This window comes from Streptosporangium sp. NPDC051023 (assembly GCF_040689595.1).
In the GTDB taxonomy this organism is placed as follows: Bacteria; Actinomycetota; Actinomycetes; order Streptosporangiales; family Streptosporangiaceae; genus Streptosporangium.
In genome coordinates, this window is the sequence record NZ_JBFBCE010000040.1 from 68,007 (window position 1) to 86,331 (window position 18,325).

Genomic DNA, 18,325 nt, shown 5'->3' on the forward strand with positions numbered 1-18,325 from the left:
CGCAGTAGATGTCACTCGTGGATGTCGACATGTCATTGCGAGGTCCGAAGCATGTCCGGTTCGGACCTCGAACACCGACAGATGTCACACTACGCGACATAGACATGACACATAGCCACTATTGATGATCGGTTAAGTCCCGTCTTCGACCGTCCGAGGTCTTCCCTGATGATCGACACTTCCCAGATCGACCGGGCTTTCGGCCTTGCATTACGCCTTCAGGTCGCGCTTTACAGTCACGACGTGCAAATGGACGCGCTGCTGTTCGAGTCCGGCCGCGTCGCGGTGCCGGTCGGGCCTGGTCTGGTGGCGGTGACGGACGGAGAGCACATCTGGTGGCCCGCCCCGCGGCCGGGCCGTCATGGCAGGCCTCGGTGGGCGGTTTACCGTACACCCGCCCTGGCCGCCGTACGGCTCGCCGCCCAACGCCTCCCGCAGGAAGGAGATCGGTGTGCGCTTCCCCGATGACCTGCCCGCCGACGTCCCCGCCGAGCGACCTCAACGCCTGGCCGGGGTGATGTGGCTGCTGTACGGGCGGCGCTTCTCCGCATCCCGGCACGGCGACCACACGATCGTGACCACCTCCCCTACCCGGCCGCTGAGCTCGATGGAGGCCCTCAACCCCGTGATGAACATGTGGCAGGTCCCGCCCCCGCGGTGACCCCGCAGCCCCCGTAAAGGTCACCGGGACCATGCCACCTCCCAGGCGGCCCCGGGATCATTCCCCAACGGCCGGAGACCTCGCTACAGGTCGGGGCCGAACGATCCCAGGGCCGCCACACTCCACCGCGAAGGAGCCCACCGTGTTCCCACCCGGCACGCCCGCGACCACCGCCATACGCAAGGCCACCGCCGCCGCCTACGACCCCGCGGCCACGGCGCTGCGCCGCTTGCAGCAGCTTCTCCTCAACCATGACGTCTTCACCACGCTCGGCTATGACGAGGGTGCCCCGCGGTTGACCGTCGTGCAGGCTGACGTCACCATCTGGACCGACCACCATGAGCGGACGTTCTTCTGGAACGTCACCGGTGAGCGCGCCGAACAGGCCTCCGTCTCCGAGGCGGGCGACGCCGCACGCCGTATCGCCGAACGCCTCACCGAGCTTGCCGCCGACCCGGCCGATCCGGCGCCGGAGTCCGCGCTCTGAGACCGGCGCGGCAGCCCTGTCCGAGGGGGCGGCTCCGTGGGGAGCCGAGGAACCCTACGGGCTGCCGCGCCACCCCGTGCTTCTCCTTTTCCGGAGACGCACGGAATCCGCGGTGCGGGCCAGCCTGGGGTGGCACTCGGTCGGCCTGCACCGCACCCCTCCATCACCCCTCCATCAAGGGACGGTGATCACACCGTTTCCATGACCTGCTCTGCGAAGGGGACACCGATGACTGCTCTACAGCATGAGACTCCACTCACCAGCACCGTCTTGCGGTTCCTGTGGCTGGAGCTGACCGGTAAGTGCCAGCTTGAATGCGTCCACTGTTACGCATCCAGCTCGCCGGTTGGAACGGACGGGACCATGACCGTCCCCGACTGGAAGAGGGTGATCGACCAGGCCGCAGCGCTCGGCACCTCGCGTGTGCAGTTCATAGGCGGCGAGCCGATCCTCTACAAGGCGCTACCGGACCTGATCGGCCACGCCCTGGCCGCCGGAGTCGAGGTCGAGGTGTACTCCAACCTCTTATATGTACCGGGCTCGCTGTGGGAGACGTTCTCCCAGCCCGGCGTCCGCCTCGCCACGAGCTTCTACACCGACGATGCCTGTGAGCACATGCTGATCACCGGACGCAACACCCTGCCCCGCACCCAGAACAACATCATCGCGGCGCTGGAGCAGGGGATCCCGCTGCGGGTCGGCATGGTGCGTGTGCTGGACGGTCAGCGTCTCGACCAGGGCCGGGAGTTGCTCAAGCAGCTGGGCGTGACGCAGATCGGCGTCGACCGGCTATGACTGCTGGGCCGCCCGTCCCGCGGCGCCCCGGACCCTGCTGAGCTGTGCGGTGCGTGTGGCCGGGGGCGGCCGCGGTGCTGCCGGATGGCAGCCTCACCCCATGCCCCATGCCCCATGTCGCGAAGCATGAGCGCCGGTAGTGTGCTGGCCTCGCCGCTGGCTGACCTCCTGGCCGACGTCACGTGGAGTCAGTTCCTCGACATGATTCCCGCTCCTCGGGCGGGCAAGGGCGGCGCTACGCCCTGGCGGGCGGCTCGCCGCGGTCATCGCTAACACGTCGTTGATCGTCACCGCGGGCAAAAAGCAGCGATGGCGGCGCCGAAGGGCGTATCGAGTGGGATCGGGCCATGTTCATGCCGACCCGTTCCGTCGGAGACTACCCACCCGGGGTGCGAGGCCTGTTCGACACGGTTTGGGATGTCGAGGGCGACGAGGTCACCCGGGGCCGGTACCCCGTGCTGAACGTCGCCTACAACTGGGATCTGCCCTCCATGCTGGAGGTGGTCTGCCCCGGTATCGAGCACCACTACGAGGAGACGGCCGACGGCCGCCGTACGGCGCGGATGGTCCACACCGACGGGTCATGGGCCAGAGCAACCGCTCTGGCGGACACCCCGCCCACCGTCCACCAGGGCGGCCCGCGCCGACTGTGGGACACACTCGACGAGGTTCGGCATCACTGGCTCCAGCATGGCGAGTTGCCGGTACGCGGCGCCTATGTGCGCATCAGCCCGGACGGCGTCATCCATTTACGGCGCGGCCGGTGGACGGCCACCATCGGATGAGCCGCAGGTACGGCCCGCGCCCGTGGGAGGAGCGCGGGGCGTGCCCATGGCCGTCACAGGCTCTTGGTGACGATCTGTTCCGACGAAGGGCTTCGGCGAGGCATGACGGTTCATTCCCACCGGAGCGGTCCCTCGTCCGAGGGGGTGAGCACGGTCAGTGACGATTCCAGGGTGCCGGTGAGATCGGCGACCAGCAGTTCGGTGAGGGTTCCGGCGAAGGTGTGGCGGTCGAACTCCACGTCCCAGATAATCGTCCACTGATCGGGGTCGGGATGGGAGGTGTCCCACCAGAGGCACTCACGTCCTTCGGTGTCCGCGCACCACAGCAGGCCACCGGGTTCAGGATGCACGGGAAGCGGGTTGTCGCCTTCCCAGTGGTTCAGGTAGTCGGCGTACTCGTCGTGCATGTCACGAAGGTCCTTCGGGGGTGCGACGGAGACGCCGTTGATCCCGATGATTCCGTAGGTCTCGATGAGGCGTTTGTAGTCGCCCGGCAGGGACAGGCCAACGGCTCGCTCGATGTACGGCCAGTCGCACGGGTAACCGGCCGCCGGTTCGCCGATGATCGTGCGGAGCTGGGCCAGCGGGTCCCGTGCCATCTCGGTGACGGTGAGGCCAGGACGATCAGTGCCCGGGGAAAGAAGAACACGCGGGCGCGGGATCGCCGACAGCGACAGCACCGGCAGGTCGAGCCCGCCGTCCAGCCAGCGCTCCAGGAACACGGTCGCGCCGTACGGCAGGCGCTGCCATCCCACGCCGTCGGCGTCCAGGATCACAACGGGCCACTCGTCGGCGTCACCGCTGACCGGCACCCACCAGCACGTCTCGCCGCCGTCGAACACCCCCCACAGGCGGAGCCCGCCCGGTTCGGGCACGATGGGAGAGCGCACCACCCGCTCACCGGCCGCGCGCCGTGCCCGCAGCCGAGCACTGACCATGCCCTCCTCGGCGTCCATGTCGAAGTCCTGCGGCGCACCGGGAGCGAGCAAACGCAGGACACCCGCAAGCCTGCCCACGCCGAGCCGCGCGATCAGCTCGCCGTAATCGGCGGGGCCGTCGAAGCCGGACAGGTCGATCCGGGGTGGGGATCCGGCCACCTCGACGGTGGTCGCCAGTGCACCGGCGGAAGCCGACGGCGGAGGCCGATCGTCGGTGGCGGGCAGGACGAGTGGCCCGGTGGCCCACGCGTACGCCGGGGAGTGGGACGGCAGTGCGGCCAGCGCGTGACCGGGATGCGGTTCCAGAGCCCCCCGGACGCGTGCCATGAGAACGTCGGTCATCGGTGATCGCACCGTCTGCCAGCTGTCCCGCGAACCGCCCGGCCACGGCCGGTCCCGGGAGAAGAGCATGGTCGGCCACAGGTTCGGGTCGTCCGCGGCGGAGGTGTCCCAGAAGTAGCTCTCGCCGCCGCGGGACTCACCCCACAGCAGCAGCCCTCCCGGCTCCGGGTGAAAGGTGAACGGGTGAGCCGGCGGATCAAGGTCCCGCATGCTGCGCTGCAGGTCGTGGCGCTGTTTCAATTGCTTGAGGTAGCCGCCGCGCTCGGAATCGTGGGGGAGCACCACCCAGATCCACTCTCCGACCAGGACGGGACCGTAGGCCTCGGCGAACGCCTTGTAGTCGTCGGGGAACCGGACGCCGAGGAGGCGCTCCACGCCGGGCCAGTCGACGGGGAAAGGCGACTGCGGCGGCGGACCGATGACGGCGGCGAGGGCGGTGAGGTCCATGACGGAGATTGTGGAGTATGGCACCGACATCGGCGGCCGCCGAAGCCGATCCCCGCGTCCACGGTCATAACGGCAACTCCGCGCCCGCCGTTGAACCGCGGGTACGGCCCGCGCCCGGGGCCATGGTCGTCACAGGCTCTGGGTGACGACCTGCTCCGGTCGGTGCCCGCCCTCCGGTGCGGATCCGGTTAGTTCCCATTAGGGGGTGTCTTCTCCGTCGATGAGACGCTGGATGGCGGCTCCGTACCAGGCGGCCAGGCTCGCGCGGGTGGCACCGCTGAGCACCGGGTCCTGCACCACGTGCAAGGAGGTGAGCAGGCCTCCGATCTGGGCCGCGATCAGATGGGCCCGCAGTTCGGCGTCGCCGCCACGGAGCCGGCCGACCAGCGGGACGGCGAAGGCCTTCTCGATGGTCTCGCGCAGGGTCTGCTGGACCGGTGCCCGCTCCGAGGCCTGGAAAAGCGCGGCCAGCGAGGTCACCGCCAGGGTTCCCGAGGCGGAGGAGGAGAGGCCGAGCACGTGCTCGACAAGGGCGAGCCCAAGGTTTTCCAGCGGCCCGTCCATGACCGCGGCCACCGGGAGATCGACGGCCATGACCTCGAGGAACAGTTGCTCCTTCGAGCCGAAGTAGCGAATGATCAGCGCCGCGTCCACACCGGCGCGGGCGGCGATGGCCCGGATGCCCACCGCGTCGAAGCCGCTGTCCGCGAAGAGCTCGCGCGCCGCCTCGGAGATCGCCTGCCGGGTCACCGTCGCCGACCGGCGGCGTGCCGGGAAGCGTGGCTGCGCTGCCACGGGCGAACCCCTTTCACTCCTGCAGAAGAGGTAAGTCATCATAGGTGACATACACTTGTCATCACTGATGACAAACCGATGGGGAGCGGGGAGCTGTTCGATGGACCGCCTGAAGGAGAAGGTCTCGCTGATCACCGGAGCAGGTAGCGGCATCGGCCGCGCCGCCGCGCAGCTGATGAGCGCACAGGGCGCCCTGGTCGCCGTGGCCGACCGTGACGAGAGCGCCGCGCAGGAGACGGCCCGGTTGATCGACGACGCCGGTGGCCGCTCGCTCGCGCTGACGGTCGACGTCATGGACGAGGACTCCGTGGCCGACATGGTGAGCGCCACCGTCCGCGAGTTCGGCCGCCTGGACGTGCTCTGCAACCATGTCGGCGGCACGAATCCGCGCGTGGACCTGGACCTGCTGCGGCTGGACATGGCCGAATTCGACCGTGCCGTCGCCCTCAATGTGCGCAGCGTGCTCCTGGGCTCCCGGCACGCGCTTCCCCACATGATCCGGGCCGGTGGCGGATCGATCATCAACACCGCCTCGGTGGCAGGCCTGGTCGGAGACGTCCTGCAGATCTCCTACGGCGCGGTGAAGGCCGCCGTCATCAACCTCACGAAGTCGATCGCCGTGCAGTACGGCCCGGACCGGGTCCGCTGCAACGCCGTGGCACCGGGCGCGGTGGTCACCCCCGCCCTGCTGGCCAACCTGCCCCAAGACGTCGTCGACGGCCTCAAGCGCACGAACGCCCTGCCCTATCTCGGCAGCCCGGAGGACATCGGCCACACCATGGTCTTCCTCGCCTCCGACGAATCGCGCTACCTCACCGGGCAACTCCTCGTCGTCGACGGCGGCATGACCGTCCAGTCGCCCGCCGCCCCGGGGCGCCGAGCCATGCTCCCGCCCAGCGACTGACCCCGCCCTCGCGCAGCCGTTTTCGACAGGCCGGAGTAGCCGCGGCTCGTCCCGTCTTCCCTCCCTCCGCGTGCCGATCGCGGCGGCCGGGAGTGACCTCAGCCCCGGAGCCGGGCGCGACCGGTCAGGCCATGTCCCAGAGCAGACGGTAGTAGGAGATGCGCTCCGGGTCCGGAGCGATGCCGTACGCGTCGTACACGATGCCGTCGTATCCCGGGCCGTAGTCCCATTCCGTGCTCCAGGCCGCGACCGCGAGGTCGGCCCATCGGTCGGCCACTCCCAGCGAACCGAGGTCGACGTGCGCGGCGAACGTGCCGTCGTCGTGCAACAGGGTGTTGGGGACGCACACGTCCCCGTGACAGACGACCAGGCGGTCGATCGCGGGCGGCTCGCCGATGCGTGCCCGGGCCTCGGCGAGGTCGAGGTGGCGGTGCTCGGGGAACCGGTCGGCCGGCCCCTCGCCGTCGGCGATGCGTTCGTCGGCGCGGGTGAGCCGTCGATCGACGCTCCAGTCGAACGGGCACCGCTCAACGGGCAGGGCGTCGTGGAACAGGCGCAGTCCTCGGCCGATCGCGGCCGCCGCGGTCGCCGGGTCGGCGATCCACCGGGAGTCCACCGCCGACCGTCCGGGGAGCGCCGCCGTGACCAGCCACGCGCCGTCGGCGTCGGCACCGTGCTCGATGACCCGGGGGACGTCCACCCACGGCCGCGCCCAGGCCAGGCGCTCCGCCTCGCCGGGGAGGTCGATCTCCGGGGTGCCGGTCGCGACCCACTTGACGTACCTGATGCCGCCGCGCCCGTCCTCAAGGCGGAACGTCAGGCCGCCGAGCTCGTTGCGCCACACCGGAGTGACACTGTCGTCACCGGCGAGCGCCGCGATGACGCCGGGGACGGTCACGGGGCCGGTCGGGATCTCGGAGACGACGGGATGGCTCATGGGACGTGATCCTTCCAGGGGCGTGAGATCGGCGACAAACGGGTTTTTCGGGCGGATCGCCCCCTCGCGCCTGGGCCGGGCCATGGGCTCCGGACCCGAGCGGCGCTCCCGCCGAGTTCTCGCCTCTTTGTTTCGAGACCGTATGAGCTCCCGGCCCCGGCCCGGCCGCGAGGTGGCAGCTGGCGGCCCCGGGCTGTCAGTGAAGGAACAGCTCGTACTCGACCTGGTCGAGCGGGTTGCCGTCGCCGTAGTCATGGCCGCGGACCACACCTGACTCCGCGAAGCCGTTCTTGACGTAGAAGCGGCGGGACCGGGGCGTGTCACGGAGCGTCCACAGGTGGACGTGCCCGAAGCCGTCCTCGCGGATCCTCAGCAGGGAAGCGGTCATCAGGGCGCTCGCGACGCCGCTTCCCCAGCCATCCGGGTGACCGTAGAAGCCGAAGATCTCCGCCGACCCCGGCCGTGTCGGGGAGGGGCCGAAGAAGGAGAAGGCCAGCGGTCGCCCCTCCAGCGCGGCCGGCATGGCCGTGTTCTCGCCCTCGGCGAGCACGTCGTGCCACCTGTGGCGCCGCTGTCTGATTGCCTCGGCGGCGAACTCCGGGGAGAAGAACCCGGAGTAGGCGGCCTTCCATGATTCCGAGTGGATCTCGCCTACCGCGCCCCCGTCATCCGGAGAAGCCGGGAAAACGGTGATGTTCCTGGCCATCTGAGCACGTTAGTGGACCGGGAGTCTTCCTAGAAAGAGTCTGCAGTTGCTTTTATCATGTTACTGCGATCAATATGCAACAGTGCTCGCTTCGGAGACGCGGCACGCGGTCCTTCGGCGCCGAGGTTGACCGGACCAGGTTCGGTATCGCAGCCCGTTTCTGCCACCTGCCCGCCAGCGGAGGTCACCGATGGCGGGTGCAATGGCCCATGTCAAACGGGTGGGGTCGAAATGGGATGTTGTGTGGAGTCGTCGCGCGGCATGTGCGTCACGGGTGAACTGAACGCTCTCACCGTGCGAGATCGTTGCTCGCCGGGATGTGCCGCGCCGCCTCTGTGGTCCGGTCGGAGCTCGTGTCGAGGACCTCGCCGGCGACGGCGAGCGTCATGCCCAGCCCGAGGACCATCGTGAGACGGTTGTGGATCTGGTCCTTGAACAGCGGGCAGTGGCGCCCGTCCTTGTGATCGGTCTCGCACCGGGCCTGAAGTGCTTCGTTGACCGCCTTGAGCCGTTCGACGGCGGTACGGGCGGCGGGGCTGACCGGTCCGCCGGTCAGCCAGTGGCAGGCCAGGAGTTCAGCGCCGAGATCCGCGTTCACGGGCAGGACCTCGTCGAGCAGGCTTTCGAGCTCGCCCGTGATGGAAGGCTCAGGGATGAGCCGGGGTTCGAGGTGGAAGCGGTAGAGGATCTCGTGGGTCAAGTCGTAGATCCGTGACGTACGGCGGTCTTCGACGAGGTCCGCGCGGGTCCCGACCAGCCGGTGGGTCAGTTGCGGCGCCGCGTCGGAATTGCCGGCCAGGCCCGCGAGCAGGATCCGGTCGTGGTCGCCTGAGACGGACATGTCGCGCGCCCGGGCGCGGACGACGTCGGTCACCTCGAAGGTGGTCCCCGAGCGCTCGAACAGGAGGTAGGGAATGCAGCACAGCTCGTCGAAGGCCGCCGCGCCCCCGTCGAGCGCCCGGAGTACGGCGGGTTCGATGTCCAGGAGATAGCGGGCGAGTTCGCGGACGGTCCGCTGGAGCCAGTCCTGGACGACCGTCTCGCCGGAAGGCAGGGCCGCGTGCAGGGTGCTCACGATCAAGCTCAGATTCACCATGTCGACAAGCTGGTGGGCGATCGGCCCGTGCTGGTCCGGGTCCGGCCGGACGCAGATCCGGTCGAGGTGCCGGTCGATCCAGCGGGTCGCCCGATCCCAGTCGCCGCGCAGGAGGCGGCTGTGGTCGGTCTCTTCGAGGATGGCTCGGCCGTTCTCGACGCGGATGATCGGAAGGGTGATGTTCTGGAGTTTCTGGTTCAGGTAGAACATCGTGTCGATGAGACCGTCGGGGGGCACCTCCCAGAAATCGGCGTTGATGTAGTTCGGGTAGCGTTTCCACCGGTTGTGGCAGGCATCGGTCATGGTTGTGAGCAGTGTCGTTGCGTTGTCGGTACTGGATCGGTCGATCCACGCGCTGAGAGTGAAGCCGGAGACCGTCCAGGTGGTGAAGTGGTTGAGGGCGCAGAGCGCGAATTGGTTCAGCGGCTGGGATTCGCAGCGAGGATTGAGCCAGGTGGCGGGATCGAGGCTGGCGTCGCCGTACACGTTCTCGGACATGTAGGCCCACTGGTAGGCGAAATCGGGAGACTGCTGGTTCGACGTCATGACGATCAGGGGTTGCTGCATCTCGAAGAAGCCCGCCAGTGTCGGCCAGCCGTTCTGGTCGACATCATAGGTGTTCGGATTGAACACCATGCCCCACGTATCGCTCGTCAAGAACGCCTGTTTGATCAGATTTTGGTACTCCTCGTCGACATGGTCCTCGAAGATGATGGTCACCGGGTCCCGTGACTGCATCGTCAGGTAACCACGGATGGCCGCAAGCGCGGCGGAGAGCGGTTGATTGGAAACGAACGGCTGCAGCAACCCTATGTCTTCGTGCTTCAGATAGATATCACCGTCGTAATACCAGATGTCCAGCAGCAGCGTCGTGGCGCCCAGTGCCAGCTGGGTTTCGATGGAACCGGTCTGCTGCGCGTACCAGAAGCCGTTCGCGAAATTCGCGTACGCGTTGTGACTCCCGATGAAGGCGTTCTCGTTGTACGGTTTGTTGGCGTCGCGGCCCCCGGCGGGTGCGAACCTGCCCTTGTCGTCCATCGAGTCCTGACACGAACCCGACGCCAGGTCGAGGCGGAATTTATCCGTCGAAACCGAGAACGTGGAAGGAGTAACGGCGTCCTCGGTGCCCAACATGCATTCCTTGTCCGCTCTGTGGTTCTGGTACCACTCGCCGTTCTCCAGATAGACCCAGACATTCCAGTAGTCCAGGCCGGTCCGGATGTATCCGATGTTGTATTCGACCACCATCCATGGAGAGTGACCACCGGCCGGAATGAGCGCCCGCGTCTGGCGCCACGTGGTGTCGTCCGAGTACCGATGGGTGAGCACCACGGTCGAGATGGTGGAGGCGAAGTCGTTCCTGATCTGAATCAGAGCGAGGGTGTTGTATCCGTTCCAGGTCCTCCACTGGTCCATCACCCAGCCACTGGCGATGTTCAGGATCATCCCCCTGCCGTCGACGATGACCGTGTGGGTCTTCCCGTTGTCGCTGCCCTGGAGCGTGCATCGCGTGTTCCTGGAGGCGTTCGTGAACGGAGCGAAGGCCTCTGCCGGAGCGTTGTCATAAGGCGGGATGTCGAGCTGGATGGACAGGTTCCAGTAGTCCAGGCCGGTCCGGATCATTCCGGTGTTGAAGTAGACGATGAAAGCCTGATCCGCGCCGGTCGTGGAATCAGGTGGTACCGGCGACCATCGGTGGTCGTAGACCTGGTCGCTGGAGTACTGGTGCTCCAGCGTCGCGCTCACGGCCACTGGGAGATCATTACGAAAGGCGACGGCGGCCCAGGCGTTGTACTTGGGTTCCGCGCTCATGGTGAGCTGCATCCCATCTTCCGTGAAGCTCCCCGTCAGCATCGATCCGGTGATGATCCACGTCACCCTCTTGCCGTCGTTTTCTTTTTTCAGGGTCGCCTTCAGATGTTGAGGCGAAACCCATTCCGAGCCATCGGGCAGGGTGTACTCGACCCACCAGTAATCCTGGCCGGTCCGGATGAAGCCGGTGTTGTAGTACACGGTCATCGGCGTCGTGGTCGCACCCGGACCCACGAGCGACCACGTGGTGGACGACGGCCCGTCACTTGAATACTGGTGGTGCAGAGTCAGGCTCTTCAGTGTGATACCGGTGTTGTTCTTGACCACCGCGTATGCCGTATTCGTGTAAACCAATGCTCTCTCCACGGTGTGATACGGGTGGTCATCGACTGTCACGCGACAGGAAACTCGGGATCGGCCCGATTTCTCGATGGCCTTTTCGTCCCGGCCCCTTCCCCGTGGCCTCTCCGGAGAAAACCAATTAACCGTTATGCTCGGCGAGAACCGACGATCTTTGATCGCCCTCTCGAAGGCGAAGCGGACGGCCCCCGGCCACAGCCGTCAGAAGATGCGGTGTCCTGGCCGCGGCCGTCCTAGCCTTCCTGGTCATACGCGACCGCGGGACCGGCCCGGCGCGGAGCGGGAGCAGGCCCCCGCGGCCATGGGTCACTGACGGCAGGACTCCCGTCTCGACGCCCCGTCTTCCCGGACGTGGACAGGACGTCGCTCAGCCGGTCAGTCGCCGAACGGCGCCGCCTCGACACGCCGGACGAGGTTCGCGATCAGGGAGGCGATCTCGGGCCACAGCGCGCGGGGCAGGTCGTGGCCCATGCCGTCGAACAGCACCAGCTCCGCGCCGGGGACGGCCTCCGCGGTCGCCCGCCCGCCACTGACGTCGCACATCAGGTCATCGGCACCGTGGATCACCAGCGTGGGCACGTCCAGCGACCGCAGCCGCGCCGTCCGCTCTCCCGAGGCGAGGGCGGCCACGGCCTGGCGGGCGACACCGGGGGGATCGTAGGCGACGTCGATACCCGAAGGGCCGACATTCGTGGCTTTCTGTTCGCCCGCCGTCACATCATCTCCTCACTGAAAGACCGACAAAGAAATACACCTGAACGTGACGCGGCCACAAGAGGAAAACGGCGAAATTAATGTAAATGGACAATTCAAAAAGAAGGTCATATGCTGAAAGTGAGAAAGGGGTGTGAAGAAACGTCGGCCGGATGGTGCGCGAGTGCCGCCGGGCCGTCGCGGCGAGGCTCCGCCCCCCACGCGTCGCCGCGCCCTCGCTGTGTGACCTGTGTCGTCCCGGCTTCCGTCGATGGCGTGACGGGCGTTCGCGCCGGAGGTCGAGGGGTGGACCTGGTCGCCGGGCCCTGGCCGGTGCACGGTGCGTCCGGCTTTTTCCGTGGTCCCCTGTGGCGATCGGAATTTCGTGGTGAGGCCGGTGGCGGCGCTTCCGTGAATTTCATGGGGAATCTTCCTTTTGGCGCCTCCGGGGTATGTTTCTCTCGTGTCTGCGCCGGTCGTGCGGGAACTCGGCCCAGTAGGGTGGGGCACGATGAGTCTTGAATCGACGCCACGCCAGGCGGTCACCGAGCGCATGATCAGGATCCCCGCCGGGGAGATCGTCCTGCGGGACGAGGGCACGAAGACGAACTGGAAGGTCGAGGTCGGAGCCTTCCTGCTGGAGCCGTGTCCCGTGACCCGCGAGCTGTACCACGACGTCCGGGGCGAGGCGCCCACAAGCCCGGCGGGGTCGGCGGGGCCGCGGACGCCGGTGACCGAGGTCTCCTGGATGGACGCCGTCCGGTTCTGCAACCTGCTCTCGCGGGAGGCGGGGGTCGACCCCTGTTACTCGATGGGCGACGACCCCGACGGGCAGGACGTGGTCTGCGACGGGGAGGCCGACGGCTACCGTCTCCCGTCCGAGGCGGAGTGGGAGTACGCCTGCCGGGCCGGGACCTCCGGCGTCCGCTACGGGGAGCTGGACGAGATCGCCTGGCACCGCGGGAACTCCGGCGGCGAGGTGCACGACGTCGCGACCAAGGCGCCGAACGCGTGGGGCCTCCACGACATGATCGGAAACGTGTGGGAGTGGTGCTGGGACCTCTACGATCCCGGTGTCTACGGCCCGTACCGTGTCTTCCGCGGCGGAGGCGGCTTCGACCCGCCCCGGGGATGCCGGGCGTCGTGCCGCCGCAAGAGTCACCCGACCTTCCGCGTCGACGACCTCGGGTTCCGGCTCGCCCGGTCGCTGTGAGCGCTCTCCACACCGCCGAGCACGTGCTCCCTTCCCCACGCGCCGAGCGGCTTCAGCGCGTCGTTGAGGGAGACGCCGAGCGAGGTCAGGGAGTACACGACGCGAGGCGGCACCTCGTCGTACGTCTCGCGGTGCACGATGCCGTGCTCCTCCATCTCCCGCAGGTGAGAGGTGAGCACCTTCTCGGTCACGCCCGGAAGCAGCCTGCGCAACTCGCCGAAGCGGCACGCGCGTTCGTTGAGCGCCCAGAGGATCAGCACCTTCCACTTCCCGCCGATCACGTCCATCGCCGCGTCGATGCCGCAGACGTACGCTCCAGGCCTCCGCGCGACCGCCATCTCCACCCCTCCCGCCTGCTCACTCACCCCGGGGTAACCACCCACTTCAAAGTGCGTACTTGATCGCTCCGGGGCCTTCCACAAGCCTAGTCGGCATGACCGACGACACCCTCGAGAAGTCCCGGCTCACCCTTCTCGGACTCGGTGCCATGGGCACCGCGCTGGCCAGGGCCTGGCTCGCCGCCGGGCATCCGCTGACCGTCTGGAATCGTACGCCGGGGCGGGCCGAACCGCTCGCCGCGCAGGGCGCGGAGGTCGCCGCGACCGCCGCGGAGGCGGTGGCCGCGAGCGATCTCGTGGTGCTCTGCCTGCTCAACGACGCCTCGACCGGCGAGGTCTTGGCCGGCGCCGACCTGGTGGGCAGGGACTTGGTCAACCTCACCACCGGCACCCCCGCCCAGGGCCGTGCCCGCGCGAGATGGGCACAGGAGCGCGGTGCCCGCTTCCTGGACGGAGGGATCATGGCGGTACCGCCGATGATCGGCGTCCCGGAGTCGGGCGCCTACATCCTCTACAGCGGATCCCGCGCCCTCTTCGACACCCGCCACGACATGCTGGCCGTACCGGCGGGCGCCGTGTACGTCGGCGAGGACCCCGGCTTCGCCGCCCTGTACGACGTGGCGCTGCTGAGCGCGATGACCGGGATGTTCGCGGGAGTCTCACATGCCTTCGCGCTGCTCCGCAAGGAGAAGGACGTCTCGCCGAAGGAGTTCGCCCCCCTGCTCACCGGCTGGCTCACCGCCATGGCGCCCTACGCGTACGGCGTCGCCGACCACCTGGAGAGCGGTGACTACACCAGGGGGGTGGTGTCCAACCTCGCCATGATGACCGAGGGCAACGCGACGCTGCTGCGCACGGCCGAGGAACAGGGGGTCAGCGCCGAACTGCTGACCCCGTTCATGGACCTGATGGAGCGTCGCCTCGCCGATGGGTACGGCGACGAGGGCACCACGGGCGTGATCGACCTGCTCACTCGCTATCGGACCACGGAACCGAGCACCTGACGGTGCCAGGCCCTGCCGTACAGCACGGCCATGACCAGGGCGACCGCGGCGGCGCTCACTCCCGCGCCCACCATCGCCCCGTTGGTCACGCCGAGGGTGGTTTGTCGGATTTTTGGGCGGGTAATCCGGCAGGACAGTCGAAGTCGTGATGCTTCCCGGCCGTCCCGCGAGGACGCCGCCCGGGGACCGGTGTCCCACTTCCCGCGCCTGTCCCGTGCGAAGCATCCACGCATTCCCGCACGAAGGAGCGGACATGTCAGCGACGAACAAGATCCTGGTCATCGTCACCAACGCCGAGGAGTACGAGAAGGCCGGTATGCGTACGGGCCTGTGGCTCGGAGAACTGACGCACTTCTGGGACTACGCGGAACGGGCCGGGTTCTCCATGGACATCGCGAGCCCGTCCGGTGGCATGATCCCGATCGATCCGGAGAGCCTGTCGCACGACGTGCTGGCGGAACTGGGCACCGACCGGCGTTATCAGGACCGGGGGTTCATGAACCTTCTCGACGACACGAGGAAGGTGGCCGACGTCGACAAGCAGCTCCAGCCCGCATGAGGGCCGTGCCGGGCGGTGCCATACGCATCACCCGGCATACCACTGACCCACTTACAGGGGGAGCAGCCGGTCGAAGAAGCTCTTCAGCGGGGCCATGTGCCGGTCCGGGTGGCGCCACTGGGCGATCACGCTGTCCGGCAGGTGCAGCTCGCTCGTCAGCACGCCGTTCCTGAAGACCCGGACGGCAGGGTGGATGGCCTCGCTCTCGGTTGCTCCCGGCAACGGGCGGCGCTCGACCGCGAGCGCGGCGGCCTCAAGGTCGTCGGGGTCGGGCTCCCTGCTCTGGCGCAGGCCGACGGTCACCAGGTCCCCGAAACGCTCGACGGCGTAGTCCTCCGGCAGTTCCTCGTAGCGGTCGATGCCGTGCTCGGTGATCACCAGGGCGTCGACCAGGTAGCCCGCCTGGGCCCACAGGGCCGAACTGCGGTTGACCCGGTCGAGGACCGACCCGGCCAGCGCCGCCCTGGGGACCGGGGTGCGCGGGAGCCGTACCCCGTCGTAGCGCTCGGCGAGCAGGCGGCTCAGCGTCCGCAGGTTGTAGCGGAAGCCGTAGATGAACGCCGAAGACCCCCGCCTGGCGTCACGAGCCTGCATCATGGTGCCCGCGATGTAGAGCCCGTCGAGGTTGGCCGACTCCCAGTCGGAGGTGATCGCGGGCAGTCTCCCGCCCGGAGTGGTTCTCAGCCCGTCGGCGAACACCTCGGTGCTCATCCGGAAACCGGTGCAGCGCAGCACCGCGTCGTACTCCAGCGTCTCGTGCTCGCCGCCCGCGTGGTTGTGGACGATGTCGGCGGTGTAGGTCGCGCCGTCGAATGTGATCCGCTCGACCGTGCAGTCGAGCAACGCGTGGAGCGCGCTGAAGTGACAGCTGTCGAGCAGCGCGCCGTACGAGCCGCGCACGTCCCCCGGATGCCTGGAGTTCCAGGCAAGCCTGACCGGCCTCGGGCTGGCCAGATGGATCATCGAGGCGTGGTCGTGGAGGGCGTGCGCCGTCTCGAAGGCCGAGTTGCCCTTGCCGAGGATCAGCACCCGCTTGCCGCGGAACGGCTCGGGGTCGACGACCATGTCCTCGTATCCCTCGGCGTGCTCGATGCCGGGGATGTCAGGGATGTTTGGGCCGCCCCATCCGCCCGCCCAGATCAGGCACTCGGCCTGGATCTCCTGCCCGTTCTCCGTTTCGAGCCGGAAACCCCCCTCCTTGCAGATCACCCGGCTGACCCCGGTGCCGAAGGCGATCCGCAGGTCGTGGGTGGTGTGGAAGTCGGTGAGATAACGCCGCAGGTCATCGGGGGAGGGGAAGTAGTCGTCGCTGTAGTCGGCGAACAGCAGGGACGAGTCGTCGCTCAGCAGCGAGTTCCAGTCCCAGCGCAGCCGGATCTCCGGGTCGTCGGACCAGGTGCGCACCTTGTTGAGCGAGATCAGCCGCCGATGCCGGGGAAAGCGGCCGAAGAAGCCGCCCGCGGAGCGCTCCCGTTCGACGATCACGTAGTCCGCTCCCCGCTCCCGCAGGAAGTAACCGATCTGTAACCCTGCGGGACCGGCGCCGACCACGACATAACGATGCTCCTGGATCACGAGCCGACCTTTCTGGAGGTTGTGCGGGCCCTCCAGGGATACCCACCTCCGGCGGCAGCTCATCCCCGCGCGCCGTGCTCTCCGCCTCATGCCACGCCGTACGGCCGCGCCACGCTCACGGCGCCGGCGGATTCACGCCAGCAGGTCGACCAGCGCCTCACCCTTGGCGGTCGAGCGGATGCGCACATGGCGGCCGTGGCGCTCGCGCTCCAGCAGTCCCGCGGCCTCCAGTTGGGCACAGTGGTAGGTGGCGGACGCTGGGGTCGAGCGCAGCAGGGAGGCGACCTCGCTCATGGTGAGCGACGCCCTGGCCATTCGCAGGATGGTGGCGCGGGCCTGCCCCAGGGTGAGGGCGAGAGAGTCACTGGCGGGCGGTTCGTGACCGCTGTCGTCCCACAGCACGCCCAGTGCCGGGAGCGGGTAACCGATCCACGCCGTCTCGGGATCGTCGAACGCGAAGACGCTGGCGCCGTTGCCGGACACGATCGGCACCAGGGCGAGACGCCGGCCGGCCAGATCGAACCGCTTGGCCTGCTGGTCCGGCAGGCCGAGGGTGGTCCCGGAGAACTGGAAACGCTTGCTGAGGTTGCCCAGGACGGTTTCCAGGCGATTGCTGACTACGGCGCTTCCGACTCTCTCCCTCTCCCTTTTCAGCAGGCTGTCCGCGCGGCGCCAGACCGGCTTGAACTCCTGCCACAGCATGCGCATGAGGTGCGCGTACGCGCTGATCCACGCTCTGGGACGTTCGACGACGGGCTGCCACTGGGCGGGGACGGCCGGGGAGAACTCCGCCTCAAGCTCGGAGAGCAGAGTGTCGGGGGAAAGGTCGGCGAGCCGTTCCAGGTGGGTGTCGGCGTCGACCTCGGACATCGAGACCGTGGGGCTCACACAGTCGGGGATGACGGAGAACTGCGGAGCGAACAGCGGGCGCAGCACCTCGGCCGCGTTGCGCGGGGCCGAGGCCATGACCGCCCGCCGCCAGTGCCGGGGAACGCCGTGCGGGCGACCGCCCATGGTTCCGGCCGTCAGCGACAGCAGCGTCACCCCCGGGTGGAGCACGACCGAGACCCTGACCTCGTCCAAACGCCCGAGCTGGAGTTCGGAAAAGCCCTGCATGTGGTCCCCCTTCCACGCACCGGCAGTGAGCGTTCCGCTCCCACTGAAACCATGGTTTGTCTCGCTCCCCTAAAGTGCTCACGCTTTAAGGATTACTTTAATGATTGAGGATGATTTCGCCGTTCGTGATACTTGTCGTGCGCGGGCGGGAGGAGAGCGTTTTCGTCCGGTGTGAACGTCCTGAGCAGGGGGGATCATGCGTTTCACGGGGGTGTGCGCGGTATCGGGGGCGGTGGTCGCGGACGCGACTGTCACGGTGGGGCCGGTGGGTGTGGGCAGTGCCCCGGCGGCCGGACGCGGGCCGTGGCAGGCAACGGCGTACACGGCTGGATGAAGGACGCCTCGATCTTTCGGTGGGGCGACCCGGTGAACCCCCTCTGACGGGGCCTCTCGCTCCATCGTGTTCGACCCCGCCGCGGCGGGCGGATTGGCCGGGCGCCGGTGGCAGGCCCGGCGGGTGGTGTGCGCGGACACGCCCCCGATGGTGGCACCGGCGCCGTCCAGGACGGTGAGTGGCCCGCTCAAGAGGGATGCGGCGGGTATCGCTCGCCGTCTGTGACCGTGTTCGCCGCCTGGCGACGTGACCCTCAGGGAACCGTCAGTCGGACACGGTCGTGTGGTACGGCTCTGCGGGCCCACGGGGGCGAGGGAACGCGGAGGCCGTACCGACGGAACGGCGCCGCTCCATTGGAGCGCAGGATCGCGTTGGTCGGCACGGAGTGCTTGACGGACACCTTGGCCAGGAAGGACGGGAGCTGCCGG

The 18,325-nt window shown here is 68.0% G+C and carries 19 protein-coding genes; 10 read left to right on the forward strand and 9 right to left on the reverse strand.

All coding sequences use genetic code 11. The features are described from left to right. The first annotated feature begins 168 nt into the window (after positions 1-168). The 6 genes from AB0395_RS25655 (at position 169) to AB0395_RS25680 (ending at position 2,728) form a co-directional block, all read left to right on the forward strand. Positions 169-468 (forward strand): hypothetical protein, encoded by a 300-nt coding sequence (locus AB0395_RS25655; protein WP_366284687.1) that lies wholly within the window; start codon positions 169-171, stop codon positions 466-468. Beyond that, complete coding sequence (locus AB0395_RS25660; RefSeq protein WP_366284689.1) at positions 452-661, forward strand: hypothetical protein; 210 nt, start codon at positions 452-454, stop codon at positions 659-661. Before AB0395_RS25655 ends, AB0395_RS25660 begins: the two co-directional genes overlap by 17 nt. Before the next feature lie 142 nt (positions 662-803). Further along, positions 804-1,148 (forward strand): hypothetical protein, encoded by a 345-nt coding sequence (locus AB0395_RS25665; RefSeq protein ID WP_366284692.1) that lies wholly within the window; start codon positions 804-806, stop codon positions 1,146-1,148. Positions 1,149-1,376: 228 nt separating this feature from the next. After that, positions 1,377-1,943 carry a radical SAM protein gene (locus AB0395_RS25670; protein ID WP_366284695.1) on the forward strand — a complete coding sequence of 189 codons (567 nt, stop codon included), beginning with the start codon at positions 1,377-1,379 and terminating at the stop codon, positions 1,941-1,943. Positions 1,944-2,069: 126 nt separating this feature from the next. Next, the gene (locus AB0395_RS25675; RefSeq protein ID WP_366284697.1) at positions 2,070-2,216 is read left to right on the forward strand and encodes a hypothetical protein; all 147 of its coding nucleotides are present in this window, start codon (positions 2,070-2,072) and stop codon (positions 2,214-2,216) included. A 74-nt stretch (positions 2,217-2,290) separates the two neighbouring features. Beyond that, complete coding sequence (locus tag AB0395_RS25680) at positions 2,291-2,728, forward strand: hypothetical protein (RefSeq protein ID WP_366284700.1); 438 nt, start codon at positions 2,291-2,293, stop codon at positions 2,726-2,728. Positions 2,729-2,838: 110 nt separating this feature from the next. Here AB0395_RS25680 and AB0395_RS25685 read toward each other — a convergent pair whose 3' ends face one another. Together AB0395_RS25685 and AB0395_RS25690 are read right to left on the reverse strand one after the other, a co-directional pair. Then, entirely contained in the window at positions 2,839-4,455 is a 1,617-nt protein-coding gene (locus AB0395_RS25685; RefSeq protein ID WP_366284702.1) for an SMI1/KNR4 family protein, read from the reverse strand. Positions 4,456-4,653: 198 nt separating this feature from the next. Continuing rightward, on the reverse strand, positions 4,654-5,250 hold the full coding sequence (locus tag AB0395_RS25690) for a TetR family transcriptional regulator (RefSeq protein WP_366284705.1): 597 nt from the start codon (positions 5,248-5,250) through the stop codon (positions 4,654-4,656). Between the two features lie 100 nt (positions 5,251-5,350). Here AB0395_RS25690 and AB0395_RS25695 point away from each other — a divergent pair, with 100 nt between their 5' ends. Further along, the gene (locus AB0395_RS25695) at positions 5,351-6,154 is read left to right on the forward strand and encodes an SDR family NAD(P)-dependent oxidoreductase (protein WP_366284707.1); all 804 of its coding nucleotides are present in this window, start codon (positions 5,351-5,353) and stop codon (positions 6,152-6,154) included. A gap of 124 nt (positions 6,155-6,278) precedes the next feature. Here AB0395_RS25695 and AB0395_RS25700 read toward each other — a convergent pair whose 3' ends face one another. From AB0395_RS25700 to AB0395_RS25715, 4 genes are all read right to left on the reverse strand, one after another. After that, positions 6,279-7,091 carry an aminoglycoside 3'-phosphotransferase gene (locus tag AB0395_RS25700; protein WP_366284710.1) on the reverse strand — a complete coding sequence of 271 codons (813 nt, stop codon included), beginning with the start codon at positions 7,089-7,091 and terminating at the stop codon, positions 6,279-6,281. A 196-nt stretch (positions 7,092-7,287) separates the two neighbouring features. Continuing rightward, positions 7,288-7,797 carry a GNAT family N-acetyltransferase gene (locus AB0395_RS25705; protein WP_366284713.1) on the reverse strand — a complete coding sequence of 170 codons (510 nt, stop codon included), beginning with the start codon at positions 7,795-7,797 and terminating at the stop codon, positions 7,288-7,290. A 289-nt stretch (positions 7,798-8,086) separates the two neighbouring features. Beyond that, positions 8,087-11,101 carry a phosphatidylinositol-specific phospholipase C domain-containing protein gene (locus tag AB0395_RS25710; RefSeq protein WP_366284715.1) on the reverse strand — a complete coding sequence of 1,005 codons (3,015 nt, stop codon included), beginning with the start codon at positions 11,099-11,101 and terminating at the stop codon, positions 8,087-8,089. Positions 11,102-11,440: 339 nt separating this feature from the next. Next, positions 11,441-11,782: a hypothetical protein gene (locus AB0395_RS25715; RefSeq protein ID WP_366284718.1), complete on the reverse strand. Its 342-nt coding sequence runs from the start codon at positions 11,780-11,782 to the stop codon at positions 11,441-11,443. A 487-nt stretch (positions 11,783-12,269) separates the two neighbouring features. Between AB0395_RS25715 and AB0395_RS25720 the strand changes: the two genes are divergently transcribed. After that, positions 12,270-12,971, forward strand: coding sequence for an SUMF1/EgtB/PvdO family nonheme iron enzyme (locus tag AB0395_RS25720; RefSeq protein ID WP_366284720.1), 702 nt, complete (start codon positions 12,270-12,272; stop codon positions 12,969-12,971). Here AB0395_RS25720 and AB0395_RS25725 read toward each other — a convergent pair. Beyond that, positions 12,917-13,309, reverse strand: coding sequence for a helix-turn-helix domain-containing protein (locus AB0395_RS25725; RefSeq protein WP_366284733.1), 393 nt, complete (start codon positions 13,307-13,309; stop codon positions 12,917-12,919). The genes AB0395_RS25720 and AB0395_RS25725 overlap by 55 nt on opposite strands. A 95-nt stretch (positions 13,310-13,404) precedes the next feature. Here AB0395_RS25725 and AB0395_RS25730 point away from each other — a divergent pair, with 95 nt between their 5' ends. Together AB0395_RS25730 and AB0395_RS25735 are read left to right on the forward strand one after the other, a co-directional pair. Continuing rightward, the gene (locus AB0395_RS25730; protein WP_366284722.1) at positions 13,405-14,313 is read left to right on the forward strand and encodes an NAD(P)-binding domain-containing protein; all 909 of its coding nucleotides are present in this window, start codon (positions 13,405-13,407) and stop codon (positions 14,311-14,313) included. 253 nt (positions 14,314-14,566) lie between these two features. Next, a complete protein-coding gene (locus tag AB0395_RS25735; protein WP_366284725.1) occupies positions 14,567-14,872 on the forward strand; it encodes a hypothetical protein in 306 nt (101 codons plus the stop codon). A gap of 51 nt (positions 14,873-14,923) precedes the next feature. Here AB0395_RS25735 and AB0395_RS25740 read toward each other — a convergent pair whose 3' ends face one another. Both AB0395_RS25740 and AB0395_RS25745 read right to left on the reverse strand, forming a co-directional pair. Beyond that, entirely contained in the window at positions 14,924-16,447 is a 1,524-nt protein-coding gene (locus AB0395_RS25740; protein WP_366284728.1) for an NAD(P)-binding domain-containing protein, read from the reverse strand. Between the two features lie 132 nt (positions 16,448-16,579). Beyond that, on the reverse strand, positions 16,580-17,563 hold the full coding sequence (locus AB0395_RS25745; RefSeq protein ID WP_366284730.1) for a hypothetical protein: 984 nt from the start codon (positions 17,561-17,563) through the stop codon (positions 16,580-16,582). Positions 17,564-18,325: the final 762 nt, after the last annotated feature.

Excerpts from the sequence above, each read along its gene's own strand:
- AB0395_RS25745 (WP_366284730.1), bottom strand. The coding sequence starts at position 17,563 with ATGCAGGGCTTTTCCGAACTCCAGCTCGGGCGTTTGGACGAGGTCAGG.
- AB0395_RS25685 (WP_366284702.1), bottom strand. The coding sequence starts at position 4,455 with ATGGACCTCACCGCCCTCGCCGCCGTCATCGGTCCGCCGCCGCAGTCG.
- AB0395_RS25720 (WP_366284720.1), top strand. The coding sequence starts at position 12,270 with ATGAGTCTTGAATCGACGCCACGCCAGGCGGTCACCGAGCGCATGATC.
- AB0395_RS25695 (WP_366284707.1), top strand. The coding sequence starts at position 5,351 with ATGGACCGCCTGAAGGAGAAGGTCTCGCTGATCACCGGAGCAGGTAGC.
- AB0395_RS25655 (WP_366284687.1), top strand. The coding sequence starts at position 169 with ATGATCGACACTTCCCAGATCGACCGGGCTTTCGGCCTTGCATTACGC.
- AB0395_RS25735 (WP_366284725.1), top strand. The coding sequence starts at position 14,567 with ATGTCAGCGACGAACAAGATCCTGGTCATCGTCACCAACGCCGAGGAG.
- AB0395_RS25700 (WP_366284710.1), bottom strand. The coding sequence starts at position 7,091 with ATGAGCCATCCCGTCGTCTCCGAGATCCCGACCGGCCCCGTGACCGTC.
- AB0395_RS25730 (WP_366284722.1), top strand. The coding sequence starts at position 13,405 with ATGACCGACGACACCCTCGAGAAGTCCCGGCTCACCCTTCTCGGACTC.
- AB0395_RS25680 (WP_366284700.1), top strand. The coding sequence starts at position 2,291 with ATGTTCATGCCGACCCGTTCCGTCGGAGACTACCCACCCGGGGTGCGA.
- AB0395_RS25725 (WP_366284733.1), bottom strand. The coding sequence starts at position 13,309 with ATGGCGGTCGCGCGGAGGCCTGGAGCGTACGTCTGCGGCATCGACGCG.
- AB0395_RS25675 (WP_366284697.1), top strand. The coding sequence starts at position 2,070 with ATGAGCGCCGGTAGTGTGCTGGCCTCGCCGCTGGCTGACCTCCTGGCC.
- AB0395_RS25705 (WP_366284713.1), bottom strand. The coding sequence starts at position 7,797 with ATGGCCAGGAACATCACCGTTTTCCCGGCTTCTCCGGATGACGGGGGC.
- AB0395_RS25670 (WP_366284695.1), top strand. The coding sequence starts at position 1,377 with ATGACTGCTCTACAGCATGAGACTCCACTCACCAGCACCGTCTTGCGG.